Annotated in this window: 16 protein-coding genes; 7 read left to right on the top strand and 9 right to left on the bottom strand. The window is 71.4% G+C overall.

Features of this window, described 5'->3' with window-relative positions; translation table 11 throughout:
* Positions 1 to 10: 10 nt before the first annotated feature.
* Positions 11 to 2,905, bottom strand: coding sequence for a penicillin acylase family protein (locus K377_RS27285; RefSeq protein ID WP_111666184.1), 2,895 nt, complete (start codon positions 2,903 to 2,905; stop codon positions 11 to 13).
* Between the two features lie 268 nt (positions 2,906 to 3,173).
* On the opposite strand from K377_RS27285, the gene K377_RS27280 reads away from it, so the two are divergent.
* Complete coding sequence (locus tag K377_RS27280; RefSeq protein ID WP_111666183.1) at positions 3,174 to 3,776, top strand: hypothetical protein; 603 nt, start codon at positions 3,174 to 3,176, stop codon at positions 3,774 to 3,776.
* Positions 3,777 to 3,865: 89 nt separating this feature from the next.
* Here K377_RS27280 and K377_RS27275 read toward each other — a convergent pair whose 3' ends face one another.
* From K377_RS27275 to K377_RS27265, 3 genes are read right to left on the bottom strand one after another with little or no spacing between them, the layout of a single operon-like run.
* Complete coding sequence (locus tag K377_RS27275) at positions 3,866 to 5,605, bottom strand: immunity 49 family protein (protein ID WP_111666182.1); 1,740 nt, start codon at positions 5,603 to 5,605, stop codon at positions 3,866 to 3,868.
* The gene (locus K377_RS27270) at positions 5,602 to 5,985 is read right to left on the bottom strand and encodes a DUF4180 domain-containing protein (RefSeq protein WP_111666181.1); all 384 of its coding nucleotides are present in this window, start codon (positions 5,983 to 5,985) and stop codon (positions 5,602 to 5,604) included. Before K377_RS27270 ends, K377_RS27275 begins: the two co-directional genes overlap by 4 nt.
* 47 nt (positions 5,986 to 6,032) lie before the next feature.
* Positions 6,033 to 6,545: a hypothetical protein gene (locus K377_RS27265; RefSeq protein ID WP_111666180.1), complete on the bottom strand. Its 513-nt coding sequence runs from the start codon at positions 6,543 to 6,545 to the stop codon at positions 6,033 to 6,035.
* A gap of 71 nt (positions 6,546 to 6,616) precedes the next feature.
* Between K377_RS27265 and K377_RS27260 the strand changes: the two genes are divergently transcribed.
* Complete coding sequence (locus K377_RS27260) at positions 6,617 to 7,327, top strand: 3-keto-5-aminohexanoate cleavage protein (protein ID WP_161195102.1); 711 nt, start codon at positions 6,617 to 6,619, stop codon at positions 7,325 to 7,327.
* 9 nt (positions 7,328 to 7,336) lie between these two features.
* Here the strand turns inward: K377_RS27260 and K377_RS27255 are convergent, their stop codons facing one another.
* Positions 7,337 to 7,849, bottom strand: a complete 513-nt coding sequence (locus tag K377_RS27255; protein ID WP_111666178.1) for a helix-turn-helix domain-containing protein — start codon at positions 7,847 to 7,849, stop codon at positions 7,337 to 7,339.
* Positions 7,850 to 7,958: 109 nt separating this feature from the next.
* Here K377_RS27255 and K377_RS27250 point away from each other — a divergent pair, with 109 nt between their 5' ends.
* Both K377_RS27250 and K377_RS27245 read left to right on the top strand, forming a co-directional pair.
* Positions 7,959 to 9,077, top strand: a complete 1,119-nt coding sequence (locus K377_RS27250) for an aryl-sulfate sulfotransferase (protein WP_111666177.1) — start codon at positions 7,959 to 7,961, stop codon at positions 9,075 to 9,077.
* Positions 9,074 to 10,387, top strand: coding sequence for a uracil-xanthine permease family protein (locus K377_RS27245; protein WP_258395132.1), 1,314 nt, complete (start codon positions 9,074 to 9,076; stop codon positions 10,385 to 10,387). The genes K377_RS27250 and K377_RS27245 overlap by 4 nt, the downstream gene beginning before the upstream one ends.
* Here K377_RS27245 and soxR read toward each other — a convergent pair.
* The gene (soxR, locus tag K377_RS27240; RefSeq protein WP_111666176.1) at positions 10,344 to 10,811 is read right to left on the bottom strand and encodes a redox-sensitive transcriptional activator SoxR; all 468 of its coding nucleotides are present in this window, start codon (positions 10,809 to 10,811) and stop codon (positions 10,344 to 10,346) included. The genes K377_RS27245 and soxR overlap by 44 nt on opposite strands.
* Before the next feature lie 81 nt (positions 10,812 to 10,892).
* On the opposite strand from soxR, the gene K377_RS27235 reads away from it, so the two are divergent.
* A complete protein-coding gene (locus K377_RS27235) occupies positions 10,893 to 11,354 on the top strand; it encodes a MaoC family dehydratase (RefSeq protein ID WP_111666175.1) in 462 nt (153 codons plus the stop codon).
* Between the two features lie 15 nt (positions 11,355 to 11,369).
* Here K377_RS27235 and K377_RS27230 read toward each other — a convergent pair whose 3' ends face one another.
* The gene (locus tag K377_RS27230; protein WP_111666174.1) at positions 11,370 to 12,017 is read right to left on the bottom strand and encodes a TetR/AcrR family transcriptional regulator; all 648 of its coding nucleotides are present in this window, start codon (positions 12,015 to 12,017) and stop codon (positions 11,370 to 11,372) included.
* Between the two features lie 347 nt (positions 12,018 to 12,364).
* On the opposite strand from K377_RS27230, the gene K377_RS27225 reads away from it, so the two are divergent.
* Positions 12,365 to 14,587: an arginine decarboxylase gene (locus tag K377_RS27225; protein ID WP_111666173.1), complete on the top strand. Its 2,223-nt coding sequence runs from the start codon at positions 12,365 to 12,367 to the stop codon at positions 14,585 to 14,587.
* A 1-nt stretch (position 14,588) separates the two neighbouring features.
* On the opposite strand, the gene K377_RS27220 is transcribed toward K377_RS27225, so the two are convergent.
* Entirely contained in the window at positions 14,589 to 14,879 is a 291-nt protein-coding gene (locus tag K377_RS27220; protein WP_111666277.1) for a YiaA/YiaB family inner membrane protein, read from the bottom strand.
* A 75-nt stretch (positions 14,880 to 14,954) separates the two neighbouring features.
* Positions 14,955 to 16,112: an acyl-CoA dehydrogenase family protein gene (locus K377_RS27215; protein WP_111666172.1), complete on the bottom strand. Its 1,158-nt coding sequence runs from the start codon at positions 16,110 to 16,112 to the stop codon at positions 14,955 to 14,957.
* A 65-nt stretch (positions 16,113 to 16,177) separates the two neighbouring features.
* Here K377_RS27215 and K377_RS27210 point away from each other — a divergent pair, with 65 nt between their 5' ends.
* Positions 16,178 to 16,828, top strand: a complete 651-nt coding sequence (locus K377_RS27210; RefSeq protein ID WP_111666276.1) for a TetR/AcrR family transcriptional regulator — start codon at positions 16,178 to 16,180, stop codon at positions 16,826 to 16,828.
* The last annotated feature ends 829 nt before the right edge of the window (positions 16,829 to 17,657 follow it).

The following is a 17,657-nucleotide window of genomic DNA, read 5'->3' as shown; positions in this document are numbered from 1 at the left end:
CCCGGAGGAGTCACCGATGTGCCGGGAACTCCACGACCTGCTGATACGTGGGCCGGTTCTGCCACTGCATCGAGCGGTGCGTGATACCGCCGAGCGCCCGGTGGACGATGGTGTCCGCGCACCACTGGTCGCCGGCCTTGCAGGTGTCGTCACCGGGGTAGACCTCGGTGGCGGGCTCGGCGGCGGCCGTCGTCAGGGTCTTCAGGAGCGCCTCACGGCAGGCGGAGAGGTCACCGCCGCCGCAGTACTGCGCGCCCAGCTTCCCCTGTACCGGCTGCCCGAGCACGGACCGCAGATCCTTGTCGACATAGCCCCACCAGCCGTACTGGAACGAGGACCCGGCGTGCGAACCCGTGGGCCCGTGCCCGGCGGACGGCGCCTCGTCCACGGTCAGTTCGCCGGTCAGCGCCTGGTAGAGGTCGTCGCCGAGTCCGGGCTTGAACTCGGCCTCGACCAGGAGCGGCCACCAGGCGTCCATGATCCGTACGGCGTCCGGATGCGCGTACGTCTTGGATCCGGCGGAGGTCTGGTTGCGCTGGGCGCCGCCCTTCTGCCAGGCCTCCAGCTGCTGCACGGCCTTCGCCTGCGCCGGGTCGTCGACCGGCTTGCTGCGGATCACCTTGAGGATCTCCGGCAGCACCTGCTCGCCGCGCAGATCGGTGACCGCGGCCTCCTCCATGGCCTGCGTCAGCGAGGCCCGGGTGACGCCGCCCTGTGCGGCGAGCTTCTTCACCCGGCCGTTGAGCAGGTCGGCGCGGTGCACGGCGCCGAGGCTGAAGTTGGCGGCCCCGAAGCCCTTGGCCTGCTTGTTGTTCCAGGAGATGTAGTAGTCCTGGTTCACGGAGTTGGGGTGCTGGTCCGGCGGGGTGTACGCGGCCGTGTTGTCCGCCGGGTCGAAGTCCTTCCACTCGTACGCCGGTTCGGCCTTCACGGGCATCGAGCCGTCGACGTCGGCCGCGCGCACCGGGTTGCTGCCGCTGTTGTAGTACGCGATGTCGCGCGAGTCGGCGTAGAACCAGTTGAAGGCGTAGCTGATGTGCTGCGCCGCCTTCTCGAAGGACGCGGCGTCCTTGACGTAGGACGGGTCGTTGAGCATCTGGAAGCCGATGATCGAGTCGGCCTCGTGCCGGTAGGTGGAGCGCAGCGCGGCGTACGCGACGGGTTTGCCGCCGACGGTCGCGCGGTGCGTGACGATGCCGTACTTCGTGCGGAAGACCTGCATGCGGTAGGAGCCGGCCGCCGTGGAGTCGGCCACCGTCGGCTTCCAGGAGTTCTTCTTCTCCAGCTTCTCCATCGGCGTGCAGGTGCCGTGGTACAGGTACGACGTGGACTGCTTGGTCGGCGTGGAGCCGTCGGCCTCGCACAGCTGGACCGCGTACGTGTCCGTGATGTCCTGTCCGGCGGAGGTCGCCGACCAGGAGTAGTCCTGGCCGCGGCCGAGCTGGATGTACATGCCGACGCCGGCGAAGGAGACGCCGCGGGCGCTGATGCCGGGGCCCTGGAGCTCCTGCATCATCAGCAGCTGGGGCGCGAAGTAGCCGGTCTGCGGTCCGAACACGGCGACCGGGTGGCCGGAGGCGGTGCGGGCGCCGGAGACGAGGAGGGCGTTCGACATGCCCTTTCTCGTGCCCGATTCGTTGCCCGCGAACAGATCGGCGGGGAGCACTCCGTCGTCGTACATGCCCTGGAGCGGCTTGAGGTTCTTCGTGGTCTTCACCGGGTCCTTGGCGATGCTGTCGCCGGACTTGGCGGAGGCCGTGGCGGCCGAGCCGGTGCGGTCGTAGACGACCTGCTCGGTCTGGACGGATCCCTTGTCGGGCATCGCCTGGCCGCGGGCGTTCGTCGGTTTCTGGCCGTACGGGAAGCTCGTGCCGTCGTGGATGGTGCTGACGGCCTCGGGGTCGTCACGGCCGCGGAAGGACTCCCAGACCTCGGTGCCCTTCTGGACGCCGTACTTCTCCTGCGCCTGCATCAGCGAGAGGGCCTGGCCGACCTCTCCCCCGCCGCCGTTGCCGAACAGACCGCCGACCACCGAGGCGAGCGCGATCATGTCGGTCACCTTGAACGGCTGGATCTCGCCGATGTTCGTGATCGCGTCGACCTTGCCGGTGAGCACGTACTCACCCGGGAAGTAGCGGCCGTTCTTCGACTTGACCCGGTAGGCGTTCAGGCCGTCGATGTAGGCCTGCGCGTCGTCCATGGCCTGCTGCCCGCGGGTGCCGCCCTGGGTCTTGATGAAGTCGACCTGCTTCTGCAGGTCCTCCTCGGTGTACGGGGCCTGCGGCCAGAACTCCTGTTCCAGTCCTTGGTTGGCCAGGGCGCCGCCCGCGAAGGACGTCAGCTCGCCGCGGCCGATGTGGCGGAACAGATCGATCAGCCACATACGGTCCTGACCTGCGGCGAAGCCGGCGCCGAACTCGGTTCCGTAGCGCGTGGAACCTTTGATGTGGGGTACGCCGTTCTTCTTGTCACGGGTGATGGTCACATCGTCGCGCGGGCGCGTGACGGAGGCGACCTGATCGTCCGGTACACCGAAGGAGGAGTCGTTGAAGAAGTTCGAGAGTGTGTCGTCCGTGAGCGACGGGTAGCCGGACGAGAGCGCGTCATAGGGACCGAGCTGATCGTCAGCGTGCTGCGGCTGCGTGCCGAACAGCTTGTTCCCGAGGATCTCGGCGAGCGTCGCGCTGCCGTTCGCCCCGGGCGGCAGTATGTCCGAGCACTGCCCCTTGCAGTAGTCGGTGACCGGGACGGGCTCATCGGCGGCAGCACTGGCCGCCGGGGTCGTCAGTGGGGAAAGCAGTCCCGCGGTGAGCAGGAGAGCCGCGGCGGCCGTAACTCTCCGCAGAGGACCGCGAGTCCTGCTGGGCACTCTGTTCAGGGTGGTGCGTGGAATGCGTCGTCGCATGCCTGGTCCTCCCGACGATGGGTGTGCCGGAGGTTACCGGCGGTTAGCCAACGACAGAAGATGAACATGCGTCACGTTTTCGGAATCATCACAGGGAGCACTCAGCAAGTCCCCGGCCTCACAAGGTGCCGGTGATGGACCCCATCGGAAATCGAATGGGAATCGGCGGCCCTTGAAGGGATCCGAATCGTGTGTCGGTACGTCTACTCGGCGACGTCGCTCCATGGCTGCGGCGACGCCGACGTACGTGTGACGGAGGTGCAGGGCGATGGCTGGATTCCGGAGTCTGGCAAGACAGGTGCGCGATCCGCGCAACGATCTGGCACTGCGGCGTTACTCACTGCGCAAGTGCCTTGAGAGATTCGCCCCCTACGGGCATCGGGCGACCTGGGACCACCTGTGTTCACGGGCCGGTCTCGGACCCGAGGACCGCTCCCCCGACCCGGCCAGGCTGGTCGCGGCGCTGGAGGAGCTGGAGGAGGCGCGGGCCGTGTGGCTCGCGTACGAAGACGCCTTCGCGGAGCGCAGGCGCAAGGAGAAGCACGACGGGCTGCGCCGCCCGGGCACGGTGGACGACTGGCACCGGCTGACCTGGGGCGGCTTCGGAGTCGCCTGGTGCGACGACCCGTCGGTCCACCCGACCGGAGCGCTGGCCGACGTCCTGCGCCGGCTGATCGCCGCTCTGGAGCGCGACCCGGGCGCGTGCTGCCCGGTCTGCGCGGACAGCGGACTGGTCTGGATGCACGACCTGGCGCACGAGCCGTCGTCGGGCCCCGTCTGCACCCACTGCGGCATCGTCGTGCCGCGCCCCGTTCTCACTGCCGAGGCCCTCACCGAGGCCCGCCGGGCACGGCTGCTGGTCTCGGCCTAGAAGCTCCCGGAGCGGAGCCATGTACAGCGCGACGGGGGTGCGGAGCCGAGCATCGGCCGCCATCGCACCCCCGGTTCACACCGCTGCGCTCAGTCCCGGGCGAGCGCGTCCGGGATCGCTTCGAGCCGTCCCCGGTCGAGCAGACGGCGCGGCAGGAACGGCTGGTCCGTGCGCACAGGAAGCTCCCCGTCGTACGCGAGACAGGCCAGCGCCAGCGGGCCGAGCGCGACCCGGGAGCGGGGCGCCGTCGACCCGGCCCAGTAGCCGCGGTGCTCCGCGAGCGCCTCGGCGAGCAGCGCCGTGAACTTCTCGTCCTCCTGGGTGAGCAGCCGGTGGACGAGCCCGATGGGCTGGTAGTCGACGGCGTTGACGAAGTCCTTCGGCGCGAGCGTGACCGTCTTGGGGTGTGCGGCGTCCATCGCGGCGGCCAGCTTCTCGACGACCTCGTCGAGGGGGCGGCGCAGCCAATAGGCGCGCAGGGTCTCGGCGAAATGCAGGACGTGGTCGTCGACCGGGGTCCGCTCGTCGCGCAGGGCCGCGGGGTCCACCTGGCAGAGCCGCTCCGTGCGCTCGCGCTCCCGGGTCACCAGCGTCAGCCAGAACACGTCGAGCCAGGCACGGACGTCCCCGCGCGCCTCGGGCCCGGTGGCGGGCACCGTCAGCTCCCGCTCGCCGACCCGGACCGTGACCTCGCCGGTCGCGGTGAACAGGGCGGTGCCGAGCTGGAGCGCGGTCACCCAGGCGTCCCAGGTCTCGACCCGGTCGGCGTCGGGGTCCTCGGCCGCGTGCGCGTGGGCGAGGGTGACGGCAGCGTCGAAGGCCGCGGGCAGCCGGTCCGGGTCGGTGGCGGCCTCGGCGATCAACTCGGCCGTGGCGTGCGCGAGTTCGGGCTCCAGGGCCTCGGGCGCCGAGGTCACGAGCCGTCCGGCCCGGTCGAGTCCGCGCAGGCCCCGCAGCACGTCGAGCAGTTCCCGCGGTGGCCGCTGGGCGAGGGTGCCGGCCGCGTCGTCGATCACGGTGAGCGAGGTGAGGCGTCCGTCGTGCCACCAGTAGACGCGCGGCGAGAGCGATCCCGGGCCGTCCTCGTGGGCCTTGACGGCGTACGTGGCCAGGTCGTCGACGGCGTCGGCCGCGGTGCCGTCGACGATCGGGTGGAACGCGAGCAGATGCCGGGTCGGCACGACGACGAGCGCGCCCGCCTCCGGCATCCGCTTGCCGGTGGCCTCGGCGACCAGTTCGGGCAGGATCAGCGCCTTCGTGGAGACGAACGGCGAGTCCCCGTACACGGAGTACAGGACGGGGTGCCCGTCGAGCCGTACCTCCTCGTGCCGCATCGGCTCACGGACCAGGGTGCGCTCGGCCGCGGCCCAGAGCGCCTCGGCGCCGGCCCGCTCCACATCGCCGTCGGTGAGCAGCCGCACGGAGGTGGGCGCGTCGAGGGCGAGGGCGAGGTTCAGCCCTTCGGCGACGCTCCTCACGTACGTGAATCCGTCGTCCGGGCCGGTGGGCATCGCGCTCGGCGGCACGAGCCGCAGACAGGTCCGGGCCAGCAACTCCTCGGCGCTCTCGCCCCCTCGGGACGCCTCCGCGAGGTGCGTGAAGAACGCCTCGACCGTCGCGGGCCACTCCGCCTCGGGCGCGGTCCGGCAGCGCTGGGCCAGGTTCGTCAGCGGGTGGCGGTGCCCCTCGGACTCGGCCGCGTCGCCGGTCATCGTGGGGTGCGCGCCGGTACGGACGCGCAGATGACCGGCGACGAGGGCGCGCAGATGGTCGGCCTGCACGCCGGTGAGCATGGGCAGGTGCGGGTCGGACGTGTCGTGTGAGGTCACGGCCCCGACTCTACGAGGCGCGCCACCAGCGCGTCCTCGTCGGGCAGGAACCAGAGCTGGCCGCCGCGGTTGCTCTCCCGGACGAAGTCGCGAAGTGCCGTACTGGCGTCGGTTCTCGACCGGATGTCGCCGAGAATCGCCAGGCCGATGCGGTAGTTGGCGAACTTCTGGACGATGTCGCCCGCGATCCGGGTGCGCAGTTGGAAGAAGTCGTCGCCGCACCGCCCGGCGGGGACCGCGACCCAGCGCGCCCCCTGGTACCCGGCGTCGCCGATCAGGTCGAGCGCGGCACGCTCGTCGGCGAGCGGCGGCCCGTCGTCGGCACAGACGAGGACGGGAACGCCCGCCATGTCCCGCAGCGTGAACGGCTGTTCCGTCATCAGGGTCCTCCACCAGGGTGTCGACGATGCCGAGTGATCGTCACACCTTAGGGGCGGATCACCTCGGTCTCGATCGCCAGCTTGAACTCGGCCAGGGTGAGGGGCACCGCGAGACGGGTGTCGCCGCGGCGGGCCACGATCTTCAGGCCGACCGGGGTGCCCGGGTGCACGAACATCTGCCAGGTGTAGGAGCGGTACTGGCCGCCGCCGGTGGCCGCGATGTCGGTGGTGGCGGTCGAGTCGTAGCCGGTGGACAGGTTCAGCGGGTCGCGCACGAAGCGGGCGCGGTACTCGGTGGCCCGGTCGTTCGCCGCCCAGAAGACGAGCGCGGACAGGGTGCCCCAGCCGTCGTGGCTCGGCCAGATCAGGCCGGAGCGGGCGTCCGGGTACGTCGAGGTGCCGCCGCCGGCGGACGGGGCGTGCATGTTCCAGGGGTCGTACGACTCCTCGGCGCTCGCGTACGGGAAGCGCACGAGGTGGTAGCCGTCGCTGTCGTACGTGATCTTCTGGGCGCCCGAGTGGGCGGCCTCGAACTTCAGTGAACTGATCGCTACGGCCATGTGCTTCGTCCTTCCCCGTCGTCGTCGCGGTTCGGCTGCTGTTGTCGGTGGCTGCTGGCACCATCACAGGAATGGAGTTCGTGCAGGTGTGTCTGAACGGCGCGCGCGGTGCGGGTGACGGAGCGGTGGTCCCGCTGTCCCCCGCCGCGCTCGGTGATGCCGCGGCGGCGGCCGTCGCCGCCGGGGCGTCGGATGTGCATGTTCACCCCAAGTCTCCTTGTGGGCAAGACACGTTGTCGCCCCGGGCGGTTGCGGCCACGCTCGACGCGATCCGGTCCCGGGTGACGGTGCCGGTCGGGGTGACGACGGGCGCGTGGGCGGAGCCGGACCCGGCGGCCCGGGTGGCGCGGATCCGTTCCTGGACGACGCTGCCGGACCACGCGTCCGTGAACTGGCACGAGGAGGGCGCGGAGGAGGTCGCCGCGGCGCTCCTCGATCGCGGGGTGGGCGTGGAGGCCGGGCTGTGGTCGGGCACGGACGGCGCCGCGCGGTTCGCGGCTTCGCCGCTGGCGGGGCGGGTGCTGCGGGTGCTCGCCGAGCTCACGGACCCCGATCCGGGCTCCGCGCGGGCCTCGGCGTCGGCGCTGCTGGCGGAGATCGGCTCGGCTGGCGGGCGGCCCGTGCTGCTGCACGGCGAGGAGGGCGGGGCGTGGCCGGTGCTCCGGCTCGCGCGGGAGCTGGGGCTCGCCACCCGGGTCGGGCTGGAGGACACGCTGGTCCTGCCGGACGGGAGACGGGCCGGGAGCAACGCGGAGTTGGTGGAAGCCGTCACCCGTCCCTGACAAGGCCCACTACGGCCCCGCGACACCCACGACGAGAACACGGGTGCCGGGCTCCAGCGGGCGCCAGCGGTGCGGGAGTTCGGCCGCGCAGTAGAGGGTGTCGCCGCGTTCCAGCCGGTAGCGGACGCCGTCCGCCTCCACCTCGGCCGCGCCGTCGGCGACGTAGAGGAGTTCGTCGCCGCGGTGCCGGTACTCGCGGTCCCAGTCGTGGTCGCCGGTGAACTCCAGGGCGTGCAGCCGCTGGGCCCCGCGGACCAGGGGCCGGGTGCCGTCGGCGGTCGCGGCGCCGTCGGCGGCCCGTACGACGTCGACCGGGCGGGGCTCCTGTGCCGCCGCGAGGATCTCGACGGCCGTGGTGTCGAGCGCGTCGGCGATCCGCTGGAGCGAGCTCATGCTCGGGCGCGAGCGGCCGTTCTCGACCTGGCTGAGGAACGGCACGGAGACCCCGGCCCGCCGGGCCACCTCGGCCAGGGTCAGCTCCAGGGCGCGGCGCCTGCGCCGGATGCCGGGTCCCACGTTCATGAACTTGTAACGCCCCTTCGCCGCTCGCCCTGTTCCTGGCACCTTACCGTCGTGGTTAACTCCTTCACTCTCACTTAAAAAAGTTAACCACCATCGGAGGGAGAGCCCCATGGCTCGCGTGGACCAGAACCAGCGGCGCCGCCGCGGCACCGGCCTGATCGCCCTGGACGAGGACGCCTCGTACGGCGGGTACACGCTGTTCGCCCCGCTGACCGGAACCGGCGAGGTGTACCTGATCGACCTGCGCGGCGAGGTCATGCACCGGTGGGACCTGCCGCACCGCCCCGGCCGCCACGCGCGCGTCCTGGCCAACGGCAACCTCGCCTACAACGGCGTACTCCCGGACGAGCCCGCGCTCTTCCCCATGTGGCACAAGTACCGCGGCGGCCTGATGCAGGAGATGTCCCACGACGGCACGGTGGTGCGCGAGTACCGCGACCCGCTCCAGCACCACGACGCCCACCACTACGGTGACGGCCGGATCCTCTACACGGCCTTGGAGCCGCTGACCGGCGAGGCCGCGGCCGCGGTGCGCGGCGGGGTGCCGGGGTCGGAGGCGGACGGCGGCACCGTCTGGGCCGACACGATCGTCGAGGTCGACGCCGAGGGGAACCGCACCTGGGAGTGGAAGGTCTCCGAGCACCTCGGCCGCGACGCGTTCCCGCTCCACCCGGACTACGCGCGCGAGCACTATCCCCTCATCAACAGCGTGCTCCCGCTCGCCGACGGCACCGTCCTGGCGAGCTTCCGCTCGGTGTCCGCGGTCGTCGTCATCGACCGCGCCACGGGCGACATCGTCTGGCGCTCCGAGCCGGGCACGGTCTCGCAGCAGCACTGCCCGACCGAGCTGGAGAACGGCAACATCCTCGTCTTCGACAACGGCGTGTTCCGGCCGCACCGGGACGTGCCGTTCAGCCGCGTCATCGAGATCGACCGCACCAGCGGAAAGATCGCGTGGGAGTACCACGACCCGGCGCGCGAGTCGTTCTTCGCGCCGTTCATGGGCAGTGCGCAACGCCTCCCCAACGGCAACACCCTCGTCACCGACTCCCCCGCCGGCCGGCTCTTCGAGGTGACCGCCGACGGCTATCTGTGCTGGGAGTACGTCGTCCCGTTCTTCGGCGGCTACACCGAGGAGGAGGTCCGCACGCTCTTCCCGTCCGAGCCGAACGCCGTGTTCCGCTCGTACCGCTACTCCGCGGCCGAGCTGCCCTGGCTGAACCGGTGACCGCGCCGGCCGTGACCGCGCCGGCCGACGAGCGGCTGCCGCTGCGCCGCCTCGTCCCCCTCGCCTGCCAGCACATGCTGGCGGGCGTGTCCGCGCCGGTCTCCTCGGTCGTCCTCATCGCGACGACGCTGAAACTGCCGGCCGACCGGACGGCGTCCCTGCTCAGCGCGACGCTCGTGCTGTGCGGCGCGGGCGCGCTGCTCCAGTCCCTCGGGGTGCGGGTGCTGCGGGCCGGGGCCCGGCTGCCGTTCCTGATGCTGCCGGGCGGGGCCGCCGTCGCCATCTTCCTGCAAATAGCGCAGGAGTACGGCCCGGCGACCGCGTCCGGATCGGTCCTGGTGGCCGCCGCCTTCCTGCTCTGCGTCCTGCCGTTCTACGGGCGTCTGGTCCGGCTCTTCCCGCCGCTGGTGATGGGCACGACGGTCGTCCTCATCGGCCTCAACATGATCAAGGTGACCGCCCCGATGGTCGCCACGGGCCCGGGTCTCGGCTTCGCCACGCTCGGTGTGATCGGCTTCTTCTTCCTCGTCCTGCGGGGCGTGTGGCGGCAGCTGGCGGTGCTGCTCGGCCTGGCGGGCGGCACGGTCGTGGCCGTGCTGACCGGCACCGAGCTGCACGTCGCGCAGGGCGGCACGTTCGCGCTGCCCGACCCCTTCCCGTACGGCACTCCGCACATCGACCTGCTCGCGGCGATACCCCTGCTGGTCTTCGCGCTCGCCTCGCTCGCCGAGGCCACCGGGCAGACCGTGCTCAACAGCGAGGCCGTGGGCCGCACCCCCGACCCGGGCCGCGACGTGCCGCGCATCGCCCGCGCCGACGCGCTGGTCTCGCTCGGCTCCGGCGTCTTCGGTACGTCGCTGATGGTGACCAGCGCCGAGAACATCGGCATCGTCCAGCTCACGCGCGTACGCAGCCGGTTCGTGACGGCGGCGGCCGGGGTGCTGCTCGTCGTGTGCGGGCTGCTCACGCCGCTCACCCGGGTGCTGGCCGCGCTCCCCGAGCCGGTCGTCGGCGCGGCGGGGCTCGTCATCTACGCCGTGATCGCCGTCATGGGGTTCGGGATGCTCGCCCGTACCGATCTCACGCACGGCAGCGACAGCGTCGTCATCGCGCTGGCGCTGGTCGTCGGCATGCTGCCCCTCGTGCAGCCCGACCTGTACGCGGACCTGCCCTCCTGGGCCCGCACCCTGTTCGGCAGCGGGGTGGCGGCCGGGGCGATCGCGGCGGTCGTGCTCTGCGCGGTGTTCCGGGCGTTCGGCCCCCGGGTCACGGCCGGGAGCGGCGCTCCCCCATCAGACGCGACCCCGTGAGCCGCTCGCCGAATACGTCGTCCGGGTTGGACAGCACACAGGTGTCCAGGGAGAGGCAGCCGCAGCCGATGCAGTCGGTGAGGTGATCGCGCAGCCGGCTCAACTGCGAGATCCGCTCGTCCAGTTCGGACCGCCAGTTCCGCGACAGGCGCGCCCAGTCCTCCTGGGTCGGGGTGCGCTCCTCGGGGAGTTCGGCCAGCGCCTCGCGGATCGTCGCCAGCGGGATGCCGACGCGCTGCGCGGCGCGGATGAAGGCGACGCGGCGCAGGGTGTCGCGACAGTAGCGGCGCTGGTTGCCGGAGGTGCGGCGGCTGGTGATCAGGCCCTTGGACTCGTAGAAGTGCAGCGCGGAGACGGCCGCGCCGCTGCGCGCGGCGACCTGTCCGACGGTGAGCTCGTGGATCTTCTCCGGGATCTGTGGCACCCGGTCGAGCCTAGTCGCAGGGCGGCCTCGTTGTTAGCATGCTGAGCAAGCGCTTAGACATTGCGATGGAGGATGGGCAGCATGGCGGAGCCGCGGGTTTTCAAGGACGTCGACGAGCTGAAGGGCGCCGTCGGCGAGCAGCTCGGACACAGCGACTGGGTCGAGATCGAGCAGAGCCGCATCGACGGGTTCGCCGAGGCCACGGGTGACCACCAGTGGATCCACGTGGACCCGGAGCGGGCGAAGTCCGGGCCGTTCGGCACGACGATCGCGCACGGCTATCTGACGCTGTCGCTGCTGCCGCTGTTCGGCCCGCAGCTGATCGCCGTCGAGGGCGTGAAGATGGGCGTGAACTACGGGACGAACAAGGTGCGTTTCCCCGCGCCCGTCCCGGTCGGCTCGCGGCTGCGCGCCACCGGGAAGATCACGTCCGTGGAGGACGTGGCGGGCGGTGTACAGGTGTCGGTGGCGTTCACGGTGGAGCGGGACGGCGGCGACAAGCCGGTCTGCGTCGCCGAGTCGGTGTCCCGCTACTACCTCTGAGCAACCGGAGGGAACCTACGCGCGGGGCGCGGCTCCCACCATCCTGAGGACGAGGTCGGCGTAGAACACGCCGACCTCGTCGGGCGTCCGGCGGCCCTGGGTGTTGAACCAGCGCGCCACGTCGATGCACAGGGAGAGGATCGCGACCGTGGTGCCGGGCACGTCGGGCACCTGGAACTCGCCCTTCGCCACCCCGTCCTCGATGATCTCGCGCACGGCGGCGTCGCTCTCGCGGCGCAGCGCCACGATCTCCGGCCGGTGCTCGTCGCCGAGGGAGTCCAGCTCGTACTGGACCACGCGCGCGGTGGTGTGGTGTCCGGCGTGCCAGCGGACGAAGGAGCGCACCGCCTCGGCCAGCCGCTCGGTGGGCGTGCCCTCGGCGTCGGCGGCCCGGCGCAGGATCCGCAGCGCCTTCTCGTGGCCGATGCGGCTGATGCGGAGGAGCAGCTCCTCCTTGGTCTTGTAGTGGATGTAGAGCGCGGCCGGGCTCATGCCGGCGCGGCTGGCGATGTCCCGGGTCGTCGTGGCGTGGTAGCCGCGCGCGGCGAAGGCCTCGACCGCGGCGACGAGCAGGCGCCGGGCGGCGTCGGGGGTGACCTCGGCCCAGGGCATCTCGTCGGCGTCTTCGGGGTGCCGGCCGTCGACCCGCTCGTCCTGCGTCATCGCTCCGCTCACATCCTGTCGGTGGGGCTGCGCCTCACCATACCCTCCGAGCTGAGCGGGCGCTTAGGGCAGGGCGGCGGTATTCGCGGGCGATCCGCGTTTCGGATGCACCTTTTTCCGACGTACGGGAATTCCACTCCACTGGCCGGATCACAATTCCGTCCCGGAAGCTTTTGCCGCTCCGGGCGCACCGGCGAACCGGGAGCGCATGTTTCCGGGCCCTGAATGGTGCGGTGCGCCCGTGCCTTCCGCCTTTCTCCGCTCCGGGGGCGGGTACGTGGTTCCGGCGATTGAAATTCAATGGATTTCGATACGCGCCGGTCACCCGTCGAGGAAAGGAGCGAAAATTGCACACCGTCACACGGATCTGCGCATACCTGGGAGGTGGCCTCGACGGCCCGACCGCCCACGATCTCGGCGTCTGGCGTGACCTGCTGCGCGCGGAGGGGCTTCAGGTGGAGGTGGCGGCCGGGCTGCCCGCGGCCGGGGACGGTGCCACCGCCGCCGCGGTGGTGGACAGCCGCCTGCTGACGGACGCGCCGCCGCACCGGGCGGTGGACCGGCTCTTCGCCTCCGTACCGTTCTTCGTACTGCTGGCCGATCCGGACGCGGCCGCGTCCCCGCCCGGCGTGCCGGGCGAGGCCGGACGGATCCGGCTGGGCCGCGACGCCTCCGAGGAGAACGCGGAGAAAATTCTGAGTGTCATCCGGGAACGCGCCGATTCGGGCCGACCGGTTTTCTTCGACGCGCTCCAGGAGTACACCCGGCGCGACACGACGTCGTGGCACACGCCCGCCCATGCGGCGGGCCGGGCTTTTCTCACGTCGGAGGCGGGCCGGCGGTTCCACGCTTTTTGCGGGGAGGATTTCCTGCGCGGTGACATCTCGGTCTCCGTCGCCGAGTTCGGCTCGCTGCTCGAACATTCCGGTCTGATCGGTGCGGCCGAGGCCAATGCCGCGCGGGTGTTCGGTGCGGACCGGACCTTATTCGTCCTGAACGGCACGTCGACGACGGACCGCATCGTCGGGCACTACGCGCTGGGCCCGGGCCGGAGCGCCGTGGTGGACCGCAACTGCCACAAGGCGGTGCTCCACGCGCTGGTCCTCAGCGGCGCCCGGCCCCGCTATCTGAACCCCACCCGGAACGGCTACGGCCTCATCGGCCCCGTCCCGCCCGCCGAGCTGGACACCGCGCCGGCGGATCTGGCCGTCCTCACCAACTCCACGTACGACGGCCTGTGTTACGACACCGTACGGTCCGCCGCGCTGCTCGCCCGGGCGGTGCCCCGCATCCTGTTCGACGAGGCGTGGTTCGGCTACGCGCACTTCCATCCGCTCTACCGCGGGCGCTACGCGATGGCGGTGACCGAGGGCGAGCTGCCCGACGCCGTCAGGCCGACCGTCTTCTCCGCGCAGTCCACGCACAAGATGCTGGCGGCGCTGTCCCAGGCGGCCATGCTGCATGTGAAGTCGGCGCCGCGCGCGCCGGTGGAGGACAGGCGGCTGGACGAGACGTACATGATGCATGCCAGCACCTCGCCGTCGTACCCGATGATCGCCTCCCTCGACGTGGCCACCGCGATGATGGACGGGGAGCCCGGTACGGAGCTCATCGCCGATGCGGTCCGCGAGGCGGTGGCCTTCCGGCAGGCCATGGCCCGCACCGCCGCGCGGCTCGCGTCCGGCGGCGGGGAGGACGGCTGGTTCTTCGGCGTCTGGCAGCCGCCGCACGTCACGGATCCCGCCACCGGTCGCCGGACGCCCTTCGCGGAGGCGCCGGCCGAGCTGCTGACGGCGGAGCCGTCCTGCTGGGAGCTGGAACCGGGAGCGGAATGGCACGGGTTCGACGGCCTGGAGGACGGCTACTGCCTGCTGGACCCGCTGAAGGTCACCCTGCTGTGCCCCGGCGTCACCGCGTCCGGGGAGAGCACGCCCCGGGGCGTCCCCGCGCCGGTGCTGAGCGCCTTCCTCCTGACCCGGGGCATCACCGTCGAGAAGGCCGGCGACTACACGGCCCTGGTGCTGTTCTCCCTGAGCACGACCCGCGCCAAGTGGCACGCCCTGCTGCGGGCCCTGCTCGACTTCAAGGAGCTGTACGACGGCGACGCCGGTCTGGCGGACGTCCTGCCGGAGCTGGTCGCCGCGCACCCCGGGCACTATCGCGGGATCACCCTGCGCGAGCTGTGCCGGCGCATGCACGCCCATCTCACCGACCACGGCCACGCGGAGCTGCTGGACCGCGCGCACACGACGGCGCCCCCGGCGGACCGCACCCCCGAGGACGCCTACCGGCGCACGGCCGGCCGGCCCTCCGAACTCCTTCCCCTGAGCGACGCCGCCCACCGCACCGCCGCCGCGATGATCGTGGTCACCCCGCCGGGGATCCCGCTGCTGATGCCCGGCGAGAACTGCGGCCCGGCGTCGGGGACCGTCCTGCGCTTCCTGGCCGCCCTCGAAGCCCGCGACCGGGCCTTCCCCGGCTTCCTCAGCGAGATCCACGGAGTCCACCGGGACGCGCGTACGGGCGCCTACCGGATCGACTGTCTCGCTCGCGCGGAGCCGGGGGCGTGACTCAGGCGACCGGCTTGAACGGGTCGTGCTCGGCGAGGATCTTGTCGATGCGGGCCTTGTCGACCCGGCTGACGATCTGGTCGGCCTCCTGACGGTCCCGGATCACCTTGGCGAGGGTGAACGCCGACGTCGTCAGGTAGAGCATCGAGATGGCCAGGAAGGCCCGGATCCAGCCGCTCGCGTCGAGCCGGTAGATCCCGATGGCGACGGCGGCGAGGGCGACGGCGAAGGACGCGATGGCCTGGCCGTAGTAGGCCGTGGTGTTCTGCTGCTTGACCGGTGTCTCACTCATGCGCACAGCATGGAGCGGACGGCGCCGAAGCCCCATCCGCTCCCGTACTCATCCGCGTACTCAGTCGGCTGGGCCTCAGAACGCCGATACGCCCGTCAGGGCACGGCCGATGATGAGCTTCTGGATCTGGCTGGTGCCCTCGTAGAGGGTCATGACGCGGGCGTCGCGCAGCAGCTTGCCGACCGGGTACTCGTCGATGTAGCCGTAACCGCCGAAGACCTGAAGGGCGTTGTTCGCGCAGCGCACGGCGGCCTCGGAGGCGAACAGCTTGGCCTTCGAGGCCGCGACCTGGAAGTCCTCGCCGCGCTCGATCAGATCGGCGACGCGCCAGGTCAGCAGCCGGGCCGCGTCCACGTCGAGCGCGATGTCGGAGATCATCTCCTGCACCAGCTGGTACGAGGCGATGGGCTTGCCGAACTGCTCGCGCTCCTTGGCATAGCCGACGGCCGCGTCCAGCGCGGCCTGGGCGATGCCGACGCAGCCGGCCGCGACCGACATCCGGCCCTTGGCGAGGGCGGACATGGCGACGGAGAAGCCCTTGCCCTCCGGGCCCATCAGAGCGCTCGCCGGAACCCGGACGTCCTCCAGGACCAGCTCGGCCGTCGCCTGGCCGCGCAGGCCGAGCTTGCCGTGGATGGTGTTGCGGGTCAGGCCGGGGGTGTCGGTGGGGAGCAGGAAGGCGGAGATGCCCTTGTGGCCCGGGGTGTCGTTGGTGCGGGCGAAGAGCAGGACGACATCGGCCCAGGTGCCGTTGGTGATGAAGATCTTGGTGCCGTTGATGACGTAATCGCCGGTGGCCTCGTCGCGGACGGCCTTCGTCTGCAATTCCGCCGGGTTGGAGCCGTGGCCGGGCTCGGTCAGGCCGAAGCAGCCGAGTGCGTCGCCCGCGGTGAGCCGGGGCAGCCAGTACCGCTTCTGCTCCTCGTTCGCCCACTGCTGGATCGGCTTGGTGACCAGGCCGAGGGAGACCGAGACGATGCCGCGCACCGACGAGTCGCCGCGGCCCAGCTCCTCCGTGACCAGGCAGTAGGACAGGTGGTCGCCGCCGGAGCCGCCGTACTCCTCGTCGATCGTCAGGCCCAGGAAGCCGACCTCGCCGAGCTTCTTCACGATCGAACGGTCGACTTCCTCGGCGCGGTCCCACGTCACGACGTTCGGCGCGATCTCGCGGTCCACGAAGTCCTTGGCGAGCCGGCGGACGGCCGTCTGCTCCTCGTTCAGCTCCAGATCCATGGCCGACTACTCTCTCTTTAAATTAGCACTGCTAGTTTTAAGGGGACAGCCCTACTATGTGCGCCATGGCCCGACCGCGCAAGCCCCTCCTCAGCCGAGACCGCATCGTCGACGCGGCCCGCGCCCTCGTCGACGCCGAGGGGCTCGCCGCCGTCTCCACGCGGCGGCTCGCGGCCGAGCTCGGGGTGAGCGGGCCGTCCCTCTACAACCACTTCCGCACCAAGGACCAGATCCTGGAGGCCGTCGCCGACTCGGTGAGCGCGCAGGTCGATCTGTCGATGTTCGACGCCGGGGACGCGCGGGACTGGCGGACCTCGCTGCACGACTGGGCCGTCTCGTACCGCGCCGCGCTGCGCGAGCATCCGAACATCGTGCCCGTGCTCGCGCGCGGGCCCGGGCGGCGGCCTGCCGGGCTGCGGCTGGCTGACGCCGTGTTCGGGGCGATGGTGGATGCCGGGTGGCCTGCGGCTCAGGCCACGTCCATCGGCGCGCTCATGCGGTATTTCGTGATGGGGTCTGCGCTCGGGTCGTTCGCCGGGGGGTTCGTGGACGACGAGACCGCCTACGACCCTGCCGACTATCCGCATCTCGGGCAGGCCCATCTGCTGGCCGACCGGCAGGAGTTGATCGACGACCGGGCCTTCGAGACGGGGCTTTCGGCGTTGTTGGAGGGGTTGTCGGCGCAGTACGCGGCGCTTGCGGGTGCCGGGCGCTGATCTCTGGCCGCCTTTCGAGCACGGGTCGCCTCTTGGGCCGTCGCCCGGCTACCGGCCGGCGGGGGCTGGTCGCGCAGTTCCCCGCGCCCCTGGGCAGTTCTTCGGCCGCGGCTCTTGTCGTGGCTGATCGCGCAGTTCCCCGCGCCCCTGAGGGGTCGTCGGTCAGGCGCGCCACCGTCGTGGCTGGCCGCGCAGTTCCCCGCGCCCCTGGGTGGTTCTTCGGGTGCGGCCCGGTGGCCGCTTCTCGCGCAGTTCCCCGCGCCCCTGAGGGGTCGTCGGTCAGGCGCGCCACCGTCGTGGCCGGTCGCGCAGTTCCCTGCGCCCCTGGGCGGTCTTTCACCCGCGCCACCGTCGTGGCCGGTCGCACAGTTCCCCGCGCCCCTGGGTCGTCTTTCACCCGCGCCACCGTCGTGGCCGGTCGCGCAGTTCCCCGCGCCCCTAGGTCGTTCTCCGTCCGCGCGCCGGTGACCGCTTCTCGCGCAGTTCCCCGCGCCCCTGAGGCAGGCGCTACGCGCCGCCTCCCCTTGAGGCTGCGCTCCGCGCGCCTCCCAATGGGGGGCGGTGGTCTGCCTCCCGATGGGGCAGCGGTGGCGCGCCTCTCTCGATGGGGCGGTGGCGCGGCTCTCCTGGTGGGGCGGCGGTGGCGCGGCTCTTTGATGAGATGGCGCACGAAGTGCGCATCTCAGGGGCGCGGGGAACTGCGCGAGAAGCGGCCACCGGGCCGCACCCGAAGGACAACCCAGGGGCGCGGGGAACTGCGCGACCAGCCCCCGACGGTGGCGCGGATGAAAGACGACCCAAGGGCGCGGGGAACTGCGCAGTCGGCCCC

Source organism: Streptomyces sp. PsTaAH-137 (assembly GCF_003259365.1).
GTDB lineage: Bacteria > Actinomycetota > Actinomycetes > Streptomycetales > Streptomycetaceae > Streptomyces.
Note: the sequence above shows the minus strand (reverse complement) of the source record. Positions and strands in the feature narration are given on the sequence as shown.

Excerpts from the sequence above, each read along its gene's own strand:
- K377_RS27210 (WP_111666276.1), top strand. The coding sequence starts at position 16,178 with ATGGCCCGACCGCGCAAGCCCCTCCTCAGCCGAGACCGCATCGTCGAC.
- K377_RS27220 (WP_111666277.1), bottom strand. The coding sequence starts at position 14,879 with ATGAGTGAGACACCGGTCAAGCAGCAGAACACCACGGCCTACTACGGC.
- K377_RS27280 (WP_111666183.1), top strand. The coding sequence starts at position 3,174 with ATGGCTGGATTCCGGAGTCTGGCAAGACAGGTGCGCGATCCGCGCAAC.
- K377_RS27235 (WP_111666175.1), top strand. The coding sequence starts at position 10,893 with ATGGCGGAGCCGCGGGTTTTCAAGGACGTCGACGAGCTGAAGGGCGCC.
- K377_RS27285 (WP_111666184.1), bottom strand. The coding sequence starts at position 2,905 with ATGCGACGACGCATTCCACGCACCACCCTGAACAGAGTGCCCAGCAGG.
- K377_RS27260 (WP_161195102.1), top strand. The coding sequence starts at position 6,617 with ATGGAGTTCGTGCAGGTGTGTCTGAACGGCGCGCGCGGTGCGGGTGAC.
- K377_RS27250 (WP_111666177.1), top strand. The coding sequence starts at position 7,959 with ATGGCTCGCGTGGACCAGAACCAGCGGCGCCGCCGCGGCACCGGCCTG.
- K377_RS27255 (WP_111666178.1), bottom strand. The coding sequence starts at position 7,849 with ATGAACGTGGGACCCGGCATCCGGCGCAGGCGCCGCGCCCTGGAGCTG.
- K377_RS27270 (WP_111666181.1), bottom strand. The coding sequence starts at position 5,985 with ATGACGGAACAGCCGTTCACGCTGCGGGACATGGCGGGCGTTCCCGTC.
- K377_RS27215 (WP_111666172.1), bottom strand. The coding sequence starts at position 16,112 with ATGGATCTGGAGCTGAACGAGGAGCAGACGGCCGTCCGCCGGCTCGCC.
- K377_RS27265 (WP_111666180.1), bottom strand. The coding sequence starts at position 6,545 with ATGGCCGTAGCGATCAGTTCACTGAAGTTCGAGGCCGCCCACTCGGGC.
- K377_RS27230 (WP_111666174.1), bottom strand. The coding sequence starts at position 12,017 with ATGACGCAGGACGAGCGGGTCGACGGCCGGCACCCCGAAGACGCCGAC.